The sequence below is a fragment of the Campylobacter coli genome (assembly GCA_039516895.1).
In the GTDB taxonomy this organism is placed as follows: domain Bacteria; phylum Campylobacterota; class Campylobacteria; order Campylobacterales; family Campylobacteraceae; genus Campylobacter_D; species Campylobacter_D coli_B.
Genome location: CP154437.1, coordinates 79,081 through 98,501, shown reverse-complemented (window position 1 = coordinate 98,501; position 19,421 = coordinate 79,081). Strand labels below are relative to the sequence as shown.

Below are 19,421 nucleotides of genomic sequence, written 5' to 3'. Positions count from 1 at the left end.
CCAATAAAAACAAAGCGTGTAGCATTTTTTCTCCTCATTTAATATAAGTGTTCGCTGTCTTTCATTTCTTCGCGAGTGATTTTTACTCTATCCATTGCATTCCAAACATAAACAATATAAGCTAAAACAAAAGGCACAAGCAAAGATACATAAGCCATTACACTAAGGGTGTAATAACTCGAACTCGCATTGTGTATGGTTAAAGAACTTTGTAAATCACTAAGCGAAGGATAAAAAGCACTTGATCCAAGCCCTATGCTTAAAAATAAAGCAAAAACAGCTAAAACCGATCCAAAACCTAAAGTAAAAATCGTTTTAGAACATCCCTTTGATCCTTGTATCATACCTAAAAGCACAAATACAACTCCAATGATAAATAAAATAGCAAAAAGAATATTATCTAAAAAATTGTATAAATATACATTTTCAGCCATACTCACAATGCCCTTTTCATCTACTCCAAAACCTTCTTTTATAAAAATCCATGCCAAAAATCCTAAGAAAAAAGGTAAAAATAAAATACTATTTATACTAAGTTTTTTAACAGCTTTTGCTTTAATATTTTCATCTTTGATATTATTCATAAAATAAGCAGCACCCAAAATTCTAGATAAAAACACCAAAGCAATACCCAAAAGATAATTAAAAGGATTAAACAAAAGCTCCAAACCGCGTAAAGGATTTTGCCAAGAAACAAAATTGTGTTCATTTAATACAAAATGCGATCCACTAAAAAAACTGCTTATTGCAACCCCGATTAAAAACACTCCTAAATAACCATTAATTTTAAGAAAAACTTCATAGGTTTTAGAACCATAAACATTGTTTTCTTTTTTACGATACTCATAAGCAACAGCTTGCAAAATAAAGCAAAATAAAATACAAAGCCAAGCCCAATAAGCTCCACCAAAACTTGTGCTATAAAAAAGTGGAAAAGCAGCAAAAGCAGCACCACCAAAAAGCACAAGAGTAGTAAAACCAAGCTCCCATTTACGGCCAAGTGAATTTACAAGCATTGTTTTTTCAAGTTCATCAGAACTTAATTCATCAATTAAGGTTTGACCTCCTTGAACAAAAAACATAAAGACCAAAAGTCCGCCCAATAAACTTAAAATCACCCACCAATAAATTTGTAGTCCCCCAAGTTCTAAACCGAAAAACATTATTTTTCTCCTTTACCCATAAGAGTACTATGTCCTGCATGCGCGTCAAAACCTTTTTTGATTTGAGTAAGCATGATCTTAATCTCTGCAATCAAAAGTGCAGTAAATAAAACTGCAAAAATCCAAAATGAAATTTGAACATTGACTTTTCCAAGCTCGGTTGCTGCTACATGAACAGGCATTAAATCTTGTATAGCCCAAGGCTGTCTACCTACTTCAGCAACTATCCATCCTGCCTCTGCTGCAATATATCCCAAAGGAATACACAGCAAACAAAGCCAAAGAATTTTTCTAAATTTCTCAATATCATTTGCCATAGTAAGATAAAGCGTTGCGATAAAAAGTAAGAAAAATAAACTTCCAAGAGCTACCATGATATGAAAACTATAAAAAGTTAAAGCCACAGGCGGGATAGCATCTGTTGGTTTTTCTAAATAACCATAACCAAAATCTTTAAAATTCGCCTCTAAAATACTTTTGTGAATTGCCATAGCCATTGTATCGTTATTATCTTTAGCCAATCTATAATCTTTTAAGGCCTGTATAGCGATTTTTCCTTTATCGATGCGTTCTTGCATAGGTTCTATACCCCTATCTTCGTTTCCGTGTATTAAATCCTCAATGCCTGGCACAAAAGAATTAGGATCACGATTTCCTAATATAGATAAAGCATAAGGTATAGTAATATCAAATAAAAACACACTTTCGTTATTGTCTATAGTTTTCTTAGGATTTAAAATTCCAAAAGGAACAAGTCCTGCACGGTGCTCACCTTGATAAACCCCTTCCATAGCAGCAAGTTTCATAGGTTGTGTTTGGGTAACACGATAAGCACTCTCATCTCCGCTAAAAAATAAGAAAACCGAACAAACAAGCCCAAAACTTGCACCCACAACTAAACTTTTCTTAGCTTCGATAATATGACGCCCTTTTAATATAAACCAAGCTGAAATTCCCATCACAAATAAAGCAGAAATCACATAACCGCTACCTATGGTATGTAAAAATTTAGAGATTGCTACAGGAGAAAACGCGACTTCAAAAAAGCTTTGCATTTCATTTCTTGCTGTATCGGGATTAAATTGCATTCCCACAGGGTATTGCATCCAACCATTTGCAACCAAAATCCAAAATGCCGATAAATTACTGCCTATAGCCACACACCAAGTCGAAACAAGATGGAATTTCTTAGAAACTTTATCCCAACCAAAAAACATAACAGCAAAAAAGGTAGCCTCTAAGAAAAAGGCCATTATACCTTCAACTGCTAAAGGAGCACCAAAAATATCACCCACAAACCAGCTATAATTTGCCCAGTTGGTTCCAAATTCAAACTCCATAATAATGCCAGTAGCTACGCCAATAGCAAAATTGATAGCAAATAAAGAAAGCCAAAATTTAGTAATTTTTTTCCATCTTTCATTGCCCGTTTTGACATAAATAGTTTCCATAATAGCAATGATAAAAGATAAGCCCAAAGTCAAAGGCACAAATAAAAAATGATAAAGAGCGGTTAATGCAAACTGCGCTCTTGACCAATCCACACTGCTAAGTTCACTCATTATTTCTCCTTGATAAGATTTTCTATGACAAAATTACTTTTTTCATTATCATTTTTAAAGATAGAATTGAAATTTACATCAAAAACAAAAAGTTTAAGTATGACAAGCATTATAAAAAGTTTTATAAAAATGATTTTCCATAAAGTTTTTCCAAGAGTAAGGTTTTTAAACCCTTCTTTGTAAAAGTTAAAAATTCGCATAAAAAAGAAATAAAAACATTTTAAATACATTAAATTAAACCTTATAAAATAATGAAAATTTAAATTGTAAAAAAGCTCAAAATTATAATGAAATTTGTGTTATTAAATACTTAAAAAAATATTATTAAATTTTGATCTTGGAAAAAAATATTGTATAAAAAACACTACAATATATTTTTAAAAATTCACTTTTTAATTGATTAAATCCTTAAAATTTTGCTTTTATCACAAATGAAATTTTTAGTGCTTGTGATTATAAATTCTAAATTTTAGTAATTAACTAACAAAAATATTCTATAAAAATCACAAAACAAAAAGAGATTTTACTCTCATTATAGTTATATTTTTATATTATATTTATATTTTTCTATACTCTATATGTTACCAAATTGCACAAAATAATACATAAGACGCTTTATAATTTTTCTTAAAATTTAATTTCATTATATATATTTTAAGAATTTGTTAGAATGAAAAGAAACTTTAATGAAAATAAAACAAAGGAGAAGACACATTATGTGGCAACAAATTTATGATCCATTCAATAGCATTTGGCTCAGCGCCTTATTTGCTTTTTTACCTATTCTTTGCTTTTTAGCTTGTTTGGTATTTTTCAAGTTAAAAGGTTATCAAGCGGGTTTTTTAACCGTGGTTTTGGCAAGCGTTATAGCTTTATTTGTTTATGATATGCCTTGGAATTTAGTAGGTGCTAGTTTTGTACAAGGCTTTACAAATGGTATGTGGCCTATAGCTTGGATTATTATTGCGGCTATTTTTCTTTACAAACTCTCTATTAAATCAGGCTCTTTTGAGATAATTAAAAAAAGCGTGATGAGTATTACCCCTGATCATCGTATTCAAGTGATTTTGATAGGTTTTTGTTTTGGTTCTTTCTTAGAAGGTGCTATAGGTTTTGGTGGTCCAGTAGCTATCACAGCAGCTCTTTTGGTCGGACTTGGTTTGCGCCCTTTACAAGCAGCAGGACTTTGTCTTATAGCAAATACCGCGCCTGTTGCCTTTGGTGCTGTGGGGATTCCTATCATTGCTATGGCAAATTTAGTAGGAGTTGAAGCTCATTCTGTATCTGCTATGGTGGGTAGAATGCTTGTTCCACTTAGCCTTACTATACCTTTTTTCATAGTGTTTTTAATGGATGGTTTAAAAGGAGTAAAAGAAACTTTTCCTGCTATTTTAGTTGCCGCATTAAGCTTTACAGCGACCCAATTTTGGAGCTCAAATCACCTAGGAGCTGAACTTCCTGATATTATTTCAGCTATTGTTTCTTTAGCGGTTACAACTATCTTTTTAAAATTTTGGAAACCAAAAAACATTTTTAGATTAGACGGAGAAACTCATTTTACTGAAGATAATACCTTAAATTTTGGAGATGTATTAAAAGCTTGGACGCCTTTTATTTTACTTATAATTTGTATTATCATTTGGACTCAACCTTGGTTTAAAGCTATCTTTGATAAGGATGGTTTTTTAAGCTATACAAGCATTACTTTACAATTTAGCAATCTTACAGGCGGTATTTTAAGTCCTTCTATCACAGGTATAGGCGAAGCTAAACCTCTTTCTTTAGGACTTGGAATCGATCTTATCAATGGTAAAACTGTAGCCCAAGCAGGAACTGCGATTTTACTTGCAGCTTTTTTAACCATAGCTGTTTTAAGAATAAAAGCTGAAGATGCTGCTGAATGTTTTTGGGCCACCCTTAAAGAAATGGCTATCCCTTGTCTTACCATAGGTTTGGTTGTAGCCTTTGCTTTTATTTCTAAAAATAGTGGTATGAGTACTACTTTAGGACTTGCTTTTGCTCATACAGGAGATGCTTTTGCATTCTTTTCACCTATTATAGGTTGGATTGGCGTTTTCCTAACAGGATCGGATACAAGTGCTAACTTACTTTTTGGAACCCTACAACAAGTAAGTGCGCAAAAATTAGGCGTTAGCGAAGCTTTATTTTTAGCAGCAAACTCCGTAGGTGGGGTAGTAGGAAAAATGATTAGCCCTCAAAGTATAGCTATTGCTTGCGCAGCTGTTGGACTTGTGGGTAAAGAATCAGATCTTTTCAAATTCACACTCAAATACTCTATAGCTTTTATCATTTTAATAGGAATTTGGACTTGCATTATCGCATTCTTTTTACCAGGAATCATTCCAGAAGTAGTAGCTAAATAAAAATAAACTTGCAAGACTTATTCTTGCAAGTTTAAGCAAATTTTAAATGAAAAAATTTTGAAAATATTTTTATTATTGATTTAATTTTTATTTTATTTTTCTAAAGCTAGAATAATTGTTTATATTAAATCTCTTAAAATCAAGGAGAAAAGATGAAGAAGGTGTATTTTTACGCCACATGCTTAGGAACTGCTGCTATGCAAGAAAGCGTTCTTAATGGTATTAAACTTTTGCGCCGAGAAGGAGTGGAAGTTATTTTTAAAAAAAATCAAACCTGTTGTGCTCAACCCTCTTTTAATTCAGGATATTTTAATGAAAGTCGCGAAATAGCCTTATACAATGTAGATTTATTTGATAAAGACTATCCTATCGTTGTACCTAGTGGATCTTGCGCAGGTATGATGAGTCACGATTATAAGGAACTTTTCAAGGATAGACCTGAATTTTCTAGAGTGAAAGATTTTAGCTCCCGTGTTATAGAGCTTTCGCAATATCTTGATGAAGTTTTAAATGTAAATTATGAAGATAAAGGAGAGCCTATTAAAGTGACTTGGCATTCTAATTGCCATGCTTTAAGAGTTCAAAAAAGCATACAAGCAAGTAAAAACCTCATTAGAAAACTTAAAAATGTTGAACTTGTAGAATTACAATACGAAGAAGAATGTTGCGGTTTTGGAGGGACTTTTTCTGTAAAAGAGCCTGAAATTTCAAATGCTATGGTAAGAAATAAGATTAAAGATATACAAAATACTGGTGTAAAATACCTCATCAGTGGAGATGGTGGCTGTCTTTTAAACATAGATGGAACCATGCGTAGAATGGGTTTGGATGTTAAAGGCATACACTTGTATGAATTTTTATTTAAGCGTTTGGAAGGAGAGAGATTATGAGTCAAAAAATTCCACACGAAGAAATTGTTCATATTAAATTAAACGACATTCAAATGCGTGAAAATTTGATGACTGCTATGCATACTTTGCAAAAAAATAGACTCGGGGTCATCGATGCAAGATTTCAGGATTGGCAAGGATTAAGAGCCAAAGCAAAACAAGCTAAAAACAATGCTTTAATGAGCTTAAAAGATAGACTTTTAGAATTTGAAAAAAACGCTACAAAAAATGGTATACAAGTACATTGGGCAAGTAGCGATGAAGATGCTTGTGAAATAGTCTATGAGATTATGCGTGAAAAAAACATCACCAAGCTTTTAAAAGGCAAGTCTATGGCGAGTGAGGAAATAGGCTTAAATCATTATTTAGAAAAAAAAGGTTTAAAAGCCATAGAAACCGATCTTGGAGAGCTTATTTTACAACTCAATGAAGAACCTCCTTTGCATATAGTTGTTCCTGCTATCCATAGAAATCGCCATGAAATAGGTCAAATTTTTAAAGATAAACTCGGTGCAAAATTAGAAAACGACGAGCCTGAAAGCTTAAATGCCATAGCAAGAGATCACTTAAGAAAAGACTTTGAGGGTTTAAAATTAGGGCTTAGTGGAGTAAATTTTGCAATGTCAAGAGAAGGGGCTTTTTGGCTTATAGAAAATGAGGGAAATGGTAGAATGTGTACCACAGCGCCTGATATTCACATCGCACTTTGTGGCGTAGAAAAAGTTATGGAAAGCTTTGAAGATGCAGCGACTATGGTTTCTTTACTTACTCCTTCAGCCACAGGACAATTTATACCTACTTATAATAACATCATTACAGGCCCACGTAAAAATGGAGATTTAGATGGCCCAAAAGAAGTGCATGTGATTTTATTTGATCACAATAGAACCAAAATGCTAGCTCATAAAGATTATTATGAAGCTTTGCGTTGTATTCGATGTGGGGCTTGTATGAATTTTTGCCCTGTTTATGATCAAATCGGCGGACACGCATACCAAACCACCTATCCAGGCCCTATTGGTGAAGTAATCAGTCCAAATATTTTTGGTATAGATCATACAGGTGACATTTTAAATTTCTGTTCGCTTTGTGGACGCTGCTCAGAGGTTTGTCCGGTGCAAATTCCTTTAGCTGATCTGATTAGAAAACTAAGATGCGATAAAATAGGACAAGGAGAAAATCCACCTATGGGTGCAAAAAATATCCATCATAACGCAATGGAAGCCTTTGCATTCAAACAATTCAAAAAAGCAGCAACAAAAGGCGAAAGGTGGCGTTTTGCACTTTCAAAAGCGCATTATTTTAATTGGTTTGTGCAAAATTTATCAGGAGCTTTACCAGTGATAAAAAAATGGTATGCTTTTAAAGAATTGCCTCAAATCAAAAAAGATCTATATAAAGAAATTCAGGCTATAGAAGGGGTAATTTATGAGTAAAATCAATGAAATTTCTAACAAAAGCAAAGAAAAAATTTTATCAGCACTCAATGAAGCTTATGAAGCAAAAGATTTTACTTATCAAGCTAGTATAGATCCTGTAGAACATATTCAAACAAAAGAAGATGCCTTAGCTGAAATGAAGCAAAAAATGAGTGATAATAAATACATTGTTGAAAATGCCACCAAAGAAACCTTGGAAGAAAAAATCAATGAAATTATCACAAAATACAACTACAAAAAAATGATATACGGCACTGATTTGGGTTTGGATTTAAATAAAATTCAAGCAGAAGAAAAAATTTGCTTTGATAAGGAAATTGAAAATTTACGATATGAAGTTTTTCATAGCGATTTTTCTATAGTCCATGCAAGGGCTGGAGTAAGCTCTCATGGCGTTGCTTTGATACCTTCAAGTAAAGGACAGCCTAGAATGCTAAGTCTTGCACCTAAGCTTTGTATAGTGTTGTTAAAAAAAGAAGACATAGTAAAAAGCCTTAGCGAAGCTTTGAATTTGGTAAAAACAGAAAATGAAATTTTGCCTACAAATATTTTATTTATCGCAGGTCCTTCAAGAACAGCAGATATAGAATTAATCACTGTTTTTGGCGTTCATGGGCCTCAAATTGCTCATATTGTAATTTATTAAAATTTAGCTCTAGTGTTATTTGCTAGAGCTAAAACTGGCTTAAGTTAAATAAATATTATACGAGATAGATTAAAAATTCTATATCTTAAATATAGTTAAATAAGAATATTTATATCCTATTTAATTATATATCATTTTTAATATTTATTTAATATAAAATACGATAACATACCTCAATATCAAAATATGCAAATAATTGAAATTTATTTGGAGAAAACTTTGGATAAATTAATTCCTGCTTGGGATGAAAAATACAGCATAAATGATGAGAAAATAGACGCACAACACCAAAAACTTTTTGAATTAGCTGCTAAAATTGAAAATGCTGTTTACAAATTCGTTCAACGCGATGAACTTAAAGAAATTCTTACCGAACTCTTTAATTATATGAAAGAACACTTCAGTAATGAAGAGGATTATATGCAAGAAATTTCTTATCCTTATTTAAATGAACATAAAATAATGCATAAAAACATTATCCACGATATGTCACATCTTATCCAAAACATAAAGACTACAAATGATTTAAAAGAAAAACTTTATACTATAATGTCAGATTGGTTATTAGAACATATTTTGCATCATGATGTTATGATAGGAAATTGGCTTTCAGAGCAATTATTGGCCAAACAAGAAGAAGAATTAGAAAAACTTCAGCAAGAAGATCTTCAACAAGAAGAAAAACAATATGAAAATAATCCAAATCCAATTCCTCAAGTCAAAACAGAATATGATTTTATCTATTCTTGTCCTTGTAGGACAAATCACTTTCTTTCATATATAGAGCATCTTGATATTATTTGCCATAAAAAACAACTAAGATGTAAAAAATGTCAAAAAAATCTATTTTATGTAAGAAGTGAAATCAAAACTGAAAAAAGGAATAATGATGTTTCCAAAGTGGGATGATAATTATAGCGTTCATAATGCCAAGATTGACGAGCAACACAAAAAACTTTTTGAACTAGCAGGCAAGGTTGAATTTATGTTTGATCGACCCGTGTATAAAGATGATATCAAAGCTCTATTGGCTGATTTTTTTAACTATATGAAAGATCATTTTAATGATGAAGAAAAATACATGAAGCTAATAGGATATCCTGATTTGGAAGAACATAAAAAGATACATAAAGAAATCATCCAATCCATGATAGACCTCATTAAAAACATAAAGTCAACCAACGATTTAAAAGAAAAACTTTATACAGTTTCTAAAAAATGGCTCTTAGAGCATATACTTTATGAAGATATGAAAGTAGAACAATACAGACGCTCTTCTTTATCCTCTGAAGATGACAGCGAAGTCAGTTTTGAAGAAGTAAAAGAAGAAAAAGACGATGAAACGGCTTTGTATTTTTATACTTGCGAATGTGTTGGACAAATTCACGATGTGCCTTTTGGAATTCATCAAAAAATACAACTAAAAGGCGCTAAATTTAAATGCAAAAAATGCAAAATGGCCATACAATTTTATAAAAAACATTCCGAATCTTTTGAATAATAACCATTCTATAGTAGAATAAAATAAAAAAATAATTGGTTCTACTATGAATAAAAAAATAAAATATTATATCTCAAATAAAACAAAGTATTCTTATCCTATTTTAACCAAGGAAGTTCAATGTTTTAATTGTAAAAAATTTTACTCGATCGAATATGCTTCAAATTTAGAAAAAATAGAAAAAGAATGCCCATCTTGCAAAACAAAAATGGACATTAAGCTTAAAGATTAGTTTTTTGCCTTACTTACAATATTGATGATATTTTGAGCAACTTCATCAGCAAGTTCTAAGTGTGAGGTAAAGCCTACGCAAGAACAATTTATCTCACCTAAAACATACTTATCGTTGCCTTTTTCATCATTATCCAAAATAAAATCAGCCGTCCAAATAAGTGGCAAATCATAATTGCCTAATTTTGCACGCACTTTAGGAAGCTCTCCTAAAAACATATCTACCAAATTTTGCCAATCTTCAGGTTTATCATAGCGATATTGCGCCCCACTAAAAAGTGTAGCAGAAAAAGCATCAGCATCTTCGGCTGGTTTTTTATGGACTACATTTACAGGAGTATTATAAAGCATTAAAAGTCTTATCTCCCCTTCTTTGATACGTGGTAAAAAAGTCATATCCACAAGCATACCATTATCACCTATAATGTATTGCTCGCAAAAATCCATAAATTCACCCAATTCTCTGTGCTCTACATGATTGTCTTTTGCTTCGGTGCATTTTATTTTAGTATCTAAAGGTAAAACTTCTCCTTTTATTTCACCCTCTACACTCACACGCCAAATTCCTTCACCTGTAGAGCCACGATTTTGTTTTAAAACTCTTTCTCCCTTAGCTAAACTTTTTGGAAAATTTTCTTTAAAAGTCTTAATATCATAGTATGCATAAGTATCACTTGGCACAAGATCTGTATCTGCAAGTTTTGTTAAAGCATCTTTTGCCCCATAACCTATCATAGCATCAGGATGAGGCATACCAACAAGACCTTCTTGGCAAAGTTTTCTTAACATATCAAAATACTCATTTTCTTCTTTAAGATTGCCAGGATTGATGCGCGAAACATAGCCATCAAAATTTTCTTTCACATAATTGTAAATTTCATCCTTTTTTCCCACTTCAAAAAAAATCACCTCGGCATTCCAACCCTTAGCTTTTAAAGCATTTACCATAGGCATAGTATCTTTTCTGTAGCCATCTTCACCCTTATCGCTACCGCCTCTAACCTCAAAAAAGACTATATTTTTTTTCATTGCACACTGCTCCTTTAAGTTTAAAATATAAACAATTATTTCATAAAAATGTTATAAAAGTTAAACGAATAAGAGCCTTTTTCTCCTATAAAACACAAAAATTTAGAATTATTTTAATTCTAAGGCATTCGCATTCAATCTAAGTATAACATCGCCCATTACTTTACTTAAAAAATTAGAACTTTGGCTTTCTAAACGATTTAAAAATCTATCAATTCTACCCTCTTCTTTCCAAATAGGATTTAAAACTTTAGCAAGTTCTTGAAGTTCTTTTTTTGCATTTTCATAATTGCTTAATTCATCAATAAGCCCTAAATCTTTCGCATTTTGTGCTAAAAATACCCTTGCGTTTGCCCAATCATTTCTTTTGTCTAATTCCAAATTGCGCTCTTTAGCTACAAATTCCGAAAAAAGATCATAACTTTCATTGATTAAATTTTGCAAGAATTCTCGCTCTTTTTCACTCCAAGCCCTTGTCAAAGTTCCTGCGCTTTTAAATTCCCCTGCTTGTATGGTTTGTTCTTTAATTCCTATTTTCTTAGCCAACTCACTCAAATCAGCACCCTGCATAATCACACCTATAGATCCTATAAAACTAGCAGGGTTTGCTAAAATTTTATTTGCTCCTACTCCAGCCAAATAACTCCCACTCGCCATAGTTCCACTTGCATAAGCTATAACAGGTTTTTTAGCTTTTAAATCTTTAATCGCCAAAGCTAGCTCCATACTTGGCGCAAAAGCACCTCCAGGAGAATCTATCACAAAAAGCACGCCTTTGATATTGTCATTATTTTTAGCATTGATAATTTTTTCTAAAACTTCTGAGCTATCTAGTATCTCACCTTTTAAATCAATGCGTTCTAAATTGGCATAAGATGAGTTTGAGTTTGAACTTGGTGTAAAAAGCCAAACTACGATCAACAATAAAACAAAAGTTTTAAAATAGGTGTTGATAAATTTTATCACGCTGCCTAAACCCTTAAAAAATGATTTTAAAATTTGCATTCTTTTCCTTTTATAAATAATTTTTGTACTTCTTTAGCATTTAAAATAAATTGCAATGGTGCTTGCTCCTTGTCACATTCTCCTAGCTCAAATACACTAAAATCAGCTATTTTTCCCTGCTTGATTTCGCCTAAATTTAAATTTAAAGCTTTGGCCGGATAAAGCGTTGCCATTTGCAAAAGCTTAGGAGCTAATTTTAACAAATCAAAATTGGTATGCACAAGCAAATTAGCACGCATTTCATCTAAAATCGATAAAGAAATATTAGAACTTAAGCCATCTGTACCCAAATGGATATTTAAACCGCTCTTTAAAGCCTTTTTTAAATCAAATGTTTTTTGACTTAAAAGACGATTTGAAAAAGCACAATGGGTAATAGAATGTAAATTTTTATCAAGCAAATCCATTTCTTTTAAATACACACAATGAGTAAAAAGCGTCCTAATGCCTTTGAATAATTGGATAAATTCACTAACTTTATAAAGTGGCTTAGGATTTGGTGTAAAGTTTTTAAACCATTCTTTAAACCCTCCTTTTGCCTCTTTAAGCCAAGCATTTTCAGCCTTACTTTCTAAAAAATGCGTGCTGATTAATAACTTTTGCTTTTTAGCAAGATTAATTGCAAATTTTGCAAGTTCGGGATGGGTTGAATAAGCAGAATGCACAGAAATAGCAGGCATAAAAAACTCATCTTTAAATTTTAAAGAATTTTCAAATCTTATTAAAAACTCTTGTTTTTTATCTTGAATTTGGGCTTCATTTATGCCTAAAATTTCATTAAAAAATATAACACGCATTCCATTTTGACTTGCTTTAACACAAGGATTTAAATCACCGCCAAAGCTTGAAATTTCACCTATGGTACCTATACCGCTTTTTTGCATTTTTTGTATATTTGTCAATATAAGCTCTTCTTTAGCTTGCTCATTTAACATAGAACGAGATTTAATCACACTTTTAAGCCAAGTTAAAAACTCTCCAAAATGCAAAGTAGTCGAATTTGCACTGAATTCTAAATGTGTATGTGGATTGATAAAAGCGGGTAAAATAACACAATTAGGACTTGTTTTTATAAGCTTAGCTTTTGGGTATCGTTTTTTTAATTCTTCTAATTCGCCTAATTCTAAAATTTTATCCTCAAAAACAAAGGCTTTGTTTTCTAAAATACTAAATTTCTCATCGCATAAAAAGATATATTTTGCACTGATTATATACATTCTTTTTTCCTTGAATAAAATCACATTGTAGCGAAAATTTATTTTAAAATGTTATAATAAAAGGTTAAAAATAAAAATTTTAAGGTGAAATTATGAAAATAATGGTCATCCAAGGCCCAAATATCAACATGCTAGGCGTAAGAGAAGTTGGAATTTATGGTGCAATGAAAATGGAAGACATTCATACGCAAATGAAAATGGCAGCTTCCCAAAACAATGTTGAATTAGATTTTTTTCAAAGTAATTTTGAAGGTGAAATTGTAGATAAAATTCAAGAATGCCTTGGCACAGTAGATGGTATCATCATCAATGCTGCAGGCTATACCCATACTTCAGTAGCCATCCGCGATGCGATTTCTGCAGTAGCTTTACCTACTATAGAAGTGCATATTAGCAATGTTTATCGCAGAGAAGAATTTCGTCAAAAAAGCCTTATAGCTCCTGTATGCTCTGGATCTATTGTAGGATTTGGTCCTTTTGGTTATCACTTAGCTTTAATGGGTGTTATTCAAATTTGCGAGCAAGTAAATAACTTGCGTGCTGCACAAGCACAGCAAATGCAAGCTGGGGCTCAAAATTAAAAATGCTAAAAATAAAAGGAGCAAGACGACTTGAAACAAGCCGTTTTTTTCCTTATTTTAGCCAAAAGAAAAAAGGGTTTAAATATCTTGCTCTAGTAGGCTTAGGAAGCAATATAGAGCCAGAAAAAAAAAGATTTAACAAGCTTTTTCGCGTGATGATGGAAGATAAAAGGTTTAAAATTCTAGCCACATCTCCATTTTTAATCAATGAAGCTTTTGGCTTTAAAGCTCAAAAAGACTTCACCAATGCAACAATGCTTATGCAAACAAATCTACACGCAAGAGCTTTTTTGAAAGTTTTGCTTTTTTATGAACTTAAATTCAAGCGAAAAAGAACTTTCAAAAACGCTCCTAGAACACTTGATTTAGATCTTTTATATTTTTCACAAAAAGTCAAGCGTGATGAGGGGTGTATGGTGCCTCATACAGGGGCTAATCAAAGAATAAGTGTAATTTTGCCCTTGGGCTTAACAAAAGGATTATAAATGGGACAACTTATCCATACCTTTACTGTAGAAGATACAGAGCAAATTATCCCGAAAGTAAAAGAGGATTATGGCGACAAAGCTTTAATTATTACCAATAAACAAATTCGTCCCAAAACACTTAACCGCGCTGCTCTTTATGAAGTAATGGTTGCCATAGAAGAAAGTGATTATGAAGAGCATTTGAAAAAAATGGGGAAATCCTTACCTCCTAAAAAAACTACCGCTAAAACCCTAGAAAAACAAAATCTTGAAGAAAAAGTCAATGCTTCAATACCACAAAATAATGAAGATGAAGATGTTATCCTTGATTTTTCAAATACTAGAGCAAATTTAGCCAAAACTAAAACCAACGATACTAATTACCAAAGCTTTCCACAAAGTAAAATCAATCCTAATCCCACCATGGGCTTTAATGATTTTAAAGAACGCTTGAGTGAAGTAAGCAATGAAATTTCAAAAGTAACCAATACCCCTTTAGTGGATAATTACGCGCCCAATCCAAACTATAACAAAAAAATAGAGAATTTTGAAAAACAAATCAATAAACTCAATGATAAAATCGATTTACTTGCAGATATGATGTGGGATGAAAAAGCAGAAGCTCGCAACAATCTTATCATTCCTCCTGAATTTGCAACCATTTACAAAAAAGCTAAAGAAAGCGGTATGCTTGAAAAGCATTTAGAAGCTATCATGAAAGCGACTATAGAAAATATGCCTGCGGCTATGAAAACAAACAAAGACGCTGTGCAACGATATTTTTATTCTCTTTTGAGAAATATTTTACCTTGCCGGGTAGAAAGTGAAATCAAAAAACAAAAAATTATGATGCTTGTAGGCCCAACAGGAGTTGGAAAAACTACAACTCTAGCAAAACTAGCTTTTCGCTATGCTTATGGGGATAAGCGTTATAAAACAGGTATAATCACTTTAGACACTTATAGAATCGGTGCCGTAGAACAACTTTTCCAATATGCAAAAATGATGAAACTTCCTATCATTGATAGCATAGAACCAAAAGATTTAGACGAGGCGATTAAGAGTCTTAACAACTGCGAAGTAATTTTAGTCGATACCATAGGAAATTCACAATACGATCAAAACAAACTTGCCAAAACAAAAGAATTTCTCATGCATTCAAATGCTGAAATTGATGTTAGCCTAGTCGTTTCTGCTAATACCAAACACGAAGATTTGATGGAAATTTACAAAAATTTTTCATTTTTAAATATCGACACTCTCATCATCACAAAATTTGATGAAACCAAAGTTTTTGGAAATATTTTCTCTTTAATTTATGAAACTAATATCCCGCTAAGCTTTTTCTCTACAGGACAAGAAGTTCCTGATGATATAGAAGTAGCTAATAGCGATTTTTTAGTTCGCTGTATCTTAGAAGGTTTTAACAAAGGAAAAGATAATGAATAACCAAGCCAATAAACTCCGTAGCCTTATGAATCAAAATGGAGGAAAAAAATCACAAAACACTCATTTTATAGCGATTACAAGTGGAAAAGGTGGAGTGGGTAAAAGCACTATCAGTGCAAATTTGGCAAATGTGCTAGCTAATAATGGATATAAAGTAGGACTTTTTGATGCAGATATTGGCCTAGCAAATCTTGATGTTATTTTAAATGTTCGTATTCAAAAAAATCTTTTACATGTTTTGCGCGGGGAATGCTCTTTAGAAGATATTTTAATCGAAGTAAAACCAAATTTATGGCTCATCCCTGGTGAAAGTGGTGATGAAATTTTAAAATACAATGATAAAAACATTTATGAAAGATTTTTAAATCAAGCAAGCATTTTAGATGAACTTGATTTTCTTATCATTGATACAGGTGCAGGAATAGGAGGAAATATACTGAATTTCTTAGAAATGTCAGATGAGGTTGTAGTAGTAACCGTTCCTGATCCTGCTGCAATTACCGATGCATATGCAACTATTAAAACCACTTCTAAGACAAAAGAAAATTTGCTTATGCTGTTTAATGTTGTCAAAAATGAAAATGAGGCTTTAAAAGTTTTTGAAAATATTAAAAAAGTTGCCGATGCAAATATTAAAAATCATCTAAAATTAGAATTTTTAGGACATTTAAGTGCTTCAAAAGATGTAAGCGGTAGCATTAAAAAACGCACCTTGTTTACAGATGAAAATTCTGCTTCAAGTGATGAGCTTAAAGCCCTAGCTTCCAAGCTTTTATATAGGTTGGAACGGAAAGTGCTTGATAATGTCACGAGTCGAAGTTTTTCAAATTTCTTTAGGAAAATCATCGAACGATTTTAAGCAATAAAGAGAAGATATTATGAGACCTGAAAATTATGTAGCATTTTTTACTGTTTGTGGATTTTTTATAGGATTGGCTTTTAGTGTGATTAGCATTGAAGAAGCTTTTGATATTTTGATTTTTACTTGTTTTATTACCTTTATGTTTTATGTTTTTATACACATTGCTATTATGAATTTTATAGATATTAAAAAAATCAGCGGACGAATTTTCAATAAACATGATTATGAAAAGACTAGCAATAATATCATAAACGATTTAGTCATTCGTGAAAAGAAAATGGATATAATCTTAGAAAAGCTCAACGAAGAAAGAGAAGAGCTTAAGAAAAACGAATCAAAAGAAAGACGCAAAAATGCAAAAAGAGCCGCCTAAAGCTTATGCTCAAATGATAAAAGATGAACAAGATCAGCTAGTTTTATCCTATATGCCTGCACTTCGTGCAATGGCTTTTAGGTTAAAGGAGCGCTTGCCTTCTAGCATTGATGTGAATGATCTTATCAGCATTGGTGTTGAAGAGATGATCAAGCTTTCACGCCGCTACGATAAAGAACAAAATGATAGCTTTTGGGGGTTTGCTAGAAAGCGTGTTAATGGCGCTATGCTCGATTTTTTACGCTCTTTGGATGTAATGAGTCGCAATAACCGCAAAATTATTAAAGATATCGATATTTTAATCGATGAATATTTTAGAGAACACGAAGAAGAGCCTGATGATGAATATCTAGCTCAAAAACTTGGCTTGGATATAGAAAAGATCAAAGAAGTACGCACCGCACATGCTATTAGTTATACTTTATCTATCGATGATCAATTAGAACTTTATAATGAAGATGATACTTTAGAAAAATTAGAAAAAGAACAACTTTTAGAAAAAATTCATGAAGTATTAGAAGATCTTAAAGAGCGTGATCAACTCATTATCCAACTTTATTATTATGAAGAACTCAGCCTTAAGGAGATCAGTGAAATTTTAGAGATTAGCGAGAGTAGAATTTCACAAATTCATAAAAAACTTTTAAAAAAACTTAGAGAAAGGCTAGTGTAATGGCAGAAATACTCTCCCAAGAAGAAATTGACGCTCTACTTGAAGTTGTTGATGATAATACCGATACGCCTACAGCCTCCAATTCAAAAGATGGAAAAGATGAAAGAAATATAGTCGTATATGACTTTAAGCGTCCAAATAGGGTATCTAAAGAGCAGCTTAGAACGATCAAAGGTATACACGATAAACTAGCAAGAAATTTAGCTTCTCAAATTTCATCTATGATGAGAAGTATTGTTGAAACCAAGCTTCACTCGGTGGATCAAATGACTTATGGTGAGTTCTTGATGTCCCTACCAAGCCCTACAAGCTTTAACGTTTTCTCTATCAAGCCTCTTGATGGAAACTGCGTTTTAGAGATTAACCCAAGCATTGCTTTCCCTATGATAGATAGACTTTTAGGAGGTCAAGGCGATAGCTATGAGGCTTCGCGAGAGCTTACCGATATAGAGCTTAATTTGCTTGATTCTATTTTGCGTATTATTATGCAAAGACTTAAAGAAAGCTGGGCTACAGTAACTGAAATTTACCCTAGCATAGAAGCTAAAGAATCAAGCCCCAATGTTGTACAAATCGTATCGCAAAACGAAATCGTTATCATGGTGGTAATGGAAATCATCATAGGAAATTCAAGCGGTATGGTAAATATCTGCTATCCTGTTGTCCATTTAGAAAGTATCTTGAGTCGTTTAGCAAATCGCGATATTATGATGGGTGAAACTTCGGCTAAAAAATCGCGTAACAAAGAGCTTAAAACTCTCATCGGTCGTGCTGAAGTAGTTTATGAAGCGATTTTAGGAAAAACTCTCATCAATGTTCATGAATTTCTAGAACTCAAACAAGGCGATATCTTAAGGCTAGATAGAGAAGCTGATGATAAAGCCATAGTAAGCATAGATAAAAAAGATGTTTTCTTGGCACAAATTGGCTTGCATCGCTTTAGAAAATCTATTAAAATTCTTGAACTTATACGCACTGATAAAGATGAAATTAAAGAAATTCTAGAAAGATATGAAGAGGAGCGTAAGGCAAAAGCTAGCGTTTATGATGAGCCTGAAGAGGAGGAAGAAGAAATATGATCAATGAATTTTTAAAATTATTTACAAACGAATGCACCAGCACGATAGAAGGACTTACGGGAAAAAGTGCAGAATTTAGCGAATATAAAGAATTTGATGTTTCATCGCAAGATACACTTAAGCCCCCTCTTGTTTATGCGGTTTTTAACATCAAAGAAGGTGGTAAAATAGGTATATTAGCAGGTGCTGTGCTTATGAGTGCTATTGGCGAATGGATGATGGGCGAAGAAGAAATTTCTAAAAACGATCAACTAGGGCCTGATGAAATGGACGCTGCTAAAGAAGCAATTCAAAACATCATTTCGGCTTTTTCTACCACTTTAGGCGCACAAAAAGACATACCAAAAATGGATTTTGAAATCAGCTCTTGCGAATTTGTAGCAGAAAATGTTGATTTTAAAGATTTTACAAAACTTTATTTCTTTGATGTCAAAATAGAAGACTTAGAAGAGCAAATTTCTTTGATTGTAGATCAAACCCTTCATAATATTTTAAGCGGCAAAGCTGCAGATGATGGCCATGCACACTCTAGCTCAAATTCCGAAAATAAAGGCTTTGAGATAAGTGAGGAACTTAAAAATATCAATCTCATCATGGATGTGCGTTTGCCTGTGCGTGTAAGAATTGGCAACAAAAAAATGCTTTTAAAAGATGTTTTAACCATGGATATAGGCTCTGTAGTAGAGCTTAATCAACTTGCAAATGATCCACTTGAAATATTAATCGGTGATAAAAGAATTGCCTATGGCGAAGTAGTAATCGTCGATGGAAATTTCGGCGTTCAAATCACAGAAATTGGCTCTAAAAAAGAAAGATTAGAACAATTAAGATAATTTATACTAAACCATCTATCATTTTTGCCGATTTATC

General features: G+C 32.4%; 21 protein-coding genes. 15 read left to right on the top strand and 6 right to left on the bottom strand.

The genetic code is table 11. The annotated features are described in order from the left end of the window. Positions 1-38: 38 nt before the first annotated feature. From AAID94_00390 to AAID94_00380, 3 genes are read right to left on the bottom strand one after another with little or no spacing between them, the layout of a single operon-like run. A complete protein-coding gene (locus AAID94_00390) occupies positions 39-1,163 on the bottom strand; it encodes a cytochrome d ubiquinol oxidase subunit II (GenBank protein ID XAK24017.1) in 1,125 nt (374 codons plus the stop codon). Next, positions 1,163-2,725: a cytochrome ubiquinol oxidase subunit I gene (locus AAID94_00385; protein XAK24016.1), complete on the bottom strand. Its 1,563-nt coding sequence runs from the start codon at positions 2,723-2,725 to the stop codon at positions 1,163-1,165. Before AAID94_00385 ends, AAID94_00390 begins: the two co-directional genes overlap by 1 nt. After that, positions 2,725-2,955 (bottom strand): DUF4492 domain-containing protein, encoded by a 231-nt coding sequence (locus AAID94_00380; GenBank protein XAK24015.1) that lies wholly within the window; start codon positions 2,953-2,955, stop codon positions 2,725-2,727. The genes AAID94_00385 and AAID94_00380 overlap by 1 nt, the downstream gene beginning before the upstream one ends. 486 nt (positions 2,956-3,441) lie before the next feature. On the opposite strand from AAID94_00380, the gene AAID94_00375 reads away from it, so the two are divergent. The 7 genes from AAID94_00375 to AAID94_00345 all read left to right on the top strand — a co-directional run bounded on the left by AAID94_00375 (position 3,442) and on the right by AAID94_00345 (position 9,817). Then, entirely contained in the window at positions 3,442-5,109 is a 1,668-nt protein-coding gene (locus tag AAID94_00375) for an L-lactate permease (GenBank protein XAK24014.1), read from the top strand. 152 nt (positions 5,110-5,261) lie between these two features. After that, complete coding sequence (locus AAID94_00370) at positions 5,262-5,999, top strand: (Fe-S)-binding protein (GenBank protein ID XAK24013.1); 738 nt, start codon at positions 5,262-5,264, stop codon at positions 5,997-5,999. Then, positions 5,996-7,435, top strand: a complete 1,440-nt coding sequence (locus AAID94_00365) for a LutB/LldF family L-lactate oxidation iron-sulfur protein (GenBank protein ID XAK24012.1) — start codon at positions 5,996-5,998, stop codon at positions 7,433-7,435. The genes AAID94_00370 and AAID94_00365 overlap by 4 nt, the downstream gene beginning before the upstream one ends. Then, entirely contained in the window at positions 7,428-8,084 is a 657-nt protein-coding gene (locus AAID94_00360) for a lactate utilization protein C (GenBank protein XAK24011.1), read from the top strand. The genes AAID94_00365 and AAID94_00360 overlap by 8 nt, the downstream gene beginning before the upstream one ends. A 219-nt stretch (positions 8,085-8,303) precedes the next feature. Beyond that, a complete protein-coding gene (locus AAID94_00355) occupies positions 8,304-8,993 on the top strand; it encodes a bacteriohemerythrin (GenBank protein XAK24750.1) in 690 nt (229 codons plus the stop codon). After that, complete coding sequence (locus AAID94_00350; GenBank protein ID XAK24010.1) at positions 8,974-9,585, top strand: bacteriohemerythrin; 612 nt, start codon at positions 8,974-8,976, stop codon at positions 9,583-9,585. Before AAID94_00355 ends, AAID94_00350 begins: the two co-directional genes overlap by 20 nt. A 46-nt stretch (positions 9,586-9,631) precedes the next feature. Next, positions 9,632-9,817 (top strand): hypothetical protein, encoded by a 186-nt coding sequence (locus AAID94_00345; protein ID XAK24009.1) that lies wholly within the window; start codon positions 9,632-9,634, stop codon positions 9,815-9,817. Here AAID94_00345 and AAID94_00340 read toward each other — a convergent pair. From AAID94_00340 to AAID94_00330, 3 genes are all read right to left on the bottom strand, one after another. After that, positions 9,814-10,845 (bottom strand): Cj0069 family protein, encoded by a 1,032-nt coding sequence (locus AAID94_00340; protein XAK24008.1) that lies wholly within the window; start codon positions 10,843-10,845, stop codon positions 9,814-9,816. The two genes, AAID94_00345 and AAID94_00340, sit on opposite strands and share 4 nt — an antisense overlap. 108 nt (positions 10,846-10,953) lie before the next feature. Then, positions 10,954-11,850: a signal peptide peptidase SppA gene (gene sppA / locus AAID94_00335; GenBank protein ID XAK24007.1), complete on the bottom strand. Its 897-nt coding sequence runs from the start codon at positions 11,848-11,850 to the stop codon at positions 10,954-10,956. After that, entirely contained in the window at positions 11,838-13,067 is a 1,230-nt protein-coding gene (locus tag AAID94_00330) for a metal-dependent hydrolase (GenBank protein ID XAK24006.1), read from the bottom strand. The genes sppA and AAID94_00330 overlap by 13 nt, the downstream gene beginning before the upstream one ends. 92 nt (positions 13,068-13,159) lie before the next feature. Between AAID94_00330 and aroQ the strand changes: the two genes are divergently transcribed. From aroQ to fliY, 8 genes are read left to right on the top strand one after another with little or no spacing between them, the layout of a single operon-like run. Beyond that, positions 13,160-13,648, top strand: coding sequence for a type II 3-dehydroquinate dehydratase (gene aroQ / locus AAID94_00325; GenBank protein ID XAK24005.1), 489 nt, complete (start codon positions 13,160-13,162; stop codon positions 13,646-13,648). Between the two features lie 2 nt (positions 13,649-13,650). Next, positions 13,651-14,133: a 2-amino-4-hydroxy-6-hydroxymethyldihydropteridine diphosphokinase gene (gene folK, locus AAID94_00320; protein XAK24004.1), complete on the top strand. Its 483-nt coding sequence runs from the start codon at positions 13,651-13,653 to the stop codon at positions 14,131-14,133. Then, positions 14,134-15,564 (top strand): flagellar biosynthesis protein FlhF, encoded by a 1,431-nt coding sequence (gene flhF / locus AAID94_00315; GenBank protein ID XAK24003.1) that lies wholly within the window; start codon positions 14,134-14,136, stop codon positions 15,562-15,564. It begins immediately after the preceding gene. Then, complete coding sequence (gene flhG, locus AAID94_00310) at positions 15,557-16,423, top strand: flagella biosynthesis ATPase FlhG (GenBank protein ID XAK24002.1); 867 nt, start codon at positions 15,557-15,559, stop codon at positions 16,421-16,423. The genes flhF and flhG overlap by 8 nt, the downstream gene beginning before the upstream one ends. Positions 16,424-16,442: 19 nt before the next feature. Then, the gene (locus tag AAID94_00305; protein ID XAK24001.1) at positions 16,443-16,799 is read left to right on the top strand and encodes a hypothetical protein; all 357 of its coding nucleotides are present in this window, start codon (positions 16,443-16,445) and stop codon (positions 16,797-16,799) included. Beyond that, positions 16,780-17,472 (top strand): RNA polymerase sigma factor FliA, encoded by a 693-nt coding sequence (locus AAID94_00300; protein ID XAK24000.1) that lies wholly within the window; start codon positions 16,780-16,782, stop codon positions 17,470-17,472. The genes AAID94_00305 and AAID94_00300 overlap by 20 nt, the downstream gene beginning before the upstream one ends. Continuing rightward, complete coding sequence (gene fliM, locus AAID94_00295; GenBank protein XAK23999.1) at positions 17,472-18,551, top strand: flagellar motor switch protein FliM; 1,080 nt, start codon at positions 17,472-17,474, stop codon at positions 18,549-18,551. Before AAID94_00300 ends, fliM begins: the two co-directional genes overlap by 1 nt. After that, on the top strand, positions 18,548-19,384 hold the full coding sequence (gene fliY, locus AAID94_00290; protein ID XAK23998.1) for a flagellar motor switch protein FliY: 837 nt from the start codon (positions 18,548-18,550) through the stop codon (positions 19,382-19,384). The genes fliM and fliY overlap by 4 nt, the downstream gene beginning before the upstream one ends. Positions 19,385-19,421: the final 37 nt, after the last annotated feature.

Coding starts and splice junctions, on each gene's coding strand:
- AAID94_00345 (XAK24009.1), top strand. CDS start 9,632: ATGAATAAAAAAATAAAATATTATATCTCAAATAAAACAAAGTATTCT.
- AAID94_00300 (XAK24000.1), top strand. CDS start 16,780: ATGCAAAAAGAGCCGCCTAAAGCTTATGCTCAAATGATAAAAGATGAA.
- aroQ (XAK24005.1), top strand. CDS start 13,160: ATGAAAATAATGGTCATCCAAGGCCCAAATATCAACATGCTAGGCGTA.
- folK (XAK24004.1), top strand. CDS start 13,651: ATGCTAAAAATAAAAGGAGCAAGACGACTTGAAACAAGCCGTTTTTTT.
- AAID94_00305 (XAK24001.1), top strand. CDS start 16,443: ATGAGACCTGAAAATTATGTAGCATTTTTTACTGTTTGTGGATTTTTT.
- AAID94_00385 (XAK24016.1), bottom strand. CDS start 2,725: ATGAGTGAACTTAGCAGTGTGGATTGGTCAAGAGCGCAGTTTGCATTA.
- AAID94_00365 (XAK24012.1), top strand. CDS start 5,996: ATGAGTCAAAAAATTCCACACGAAGAAATTGTTCATATTAAATTAAAC.
- AAID94_00340 (XAK24008.1), bottom strand. CDS start 10,845: ATGAAAAAAAATATAGTCTTTTTTGAGGTTAGAGGCGGTAGCGATAAG.
- AAID94_00330 (XAK24006.1), bottom strand. CDS start 13,067: ATGTATATAATCAGTGCAAAATATATCTTTTTATGCGATGAGAAATTT.
- AAID94_00360 (XAK24011.1), top strand. CDS start 7,428: ATGAGTAAAATCAATGAAATTTCTAACAAAAGCAAAGAAAAAATTTTA.
- flhF (XAK24003.1), top strand. CDS start 14,134: ATGGGACAACTTATCCATACCTTTACTGTAGAAGATACAGAGCAAATT.
- fliM (XAK23999.1), top strand. CDS start 17,472: ATGGCAGAAATACTCTCCCAAGAAGAAATTGACGCTCTACTTGAAGTT.
- AAID94_00375 (XAK24014.1), top strand. CDS start 3,442: ATGTGGCAACAAATTTATGATCCATTCAATAGCATTTGGCTCAGCGCC.
- fliY (XAK23998.1), top strand. CDS start 18,548: ATGATCAATGAATTTTTAAAATTATTTACAAACGAATGCACCAGCACG.
- AAID94_00390 (XAK24017.1), bottom strand. CDS start 1,163: ATGTTTTTCGGTTTAGAACTTGGGGGACTACAAATTTATTGGTGGGTG.
- sppA (XAK24007.1), bottom strand. CDS start 11,850: ATGCAAATTTTAAAATCATTTTTTAAGGGTTTAGGCAGCGTGATAAAA.
- AAID94_00380 (XAK24015.1), bottom strand. CDS start 2,955: ATGTATTTAAAATGTTTTTATTTCTTTTTTATGCGAATTTTTAACTTT.
- AAID94_00370 (XAK24013.1), top strand. CDS start 5,262: ATGAAGAAGGTGTATTTTTACGCCACATGCTTAGGAACTGCTGCTATG.
- flhG (XAK24002.1), top strand. CDS start 15,557: ATGAATAACCAAGCCAATAAACTCCGTAGCCTTATGAATCAAAATGGA.
- AAID94_00350 (XAK24010.1), top strand. CDS start 8,974: ATGTTTCCAAAGTGGGATGATAATTATAGCGTTCATAATGCCAAGATT.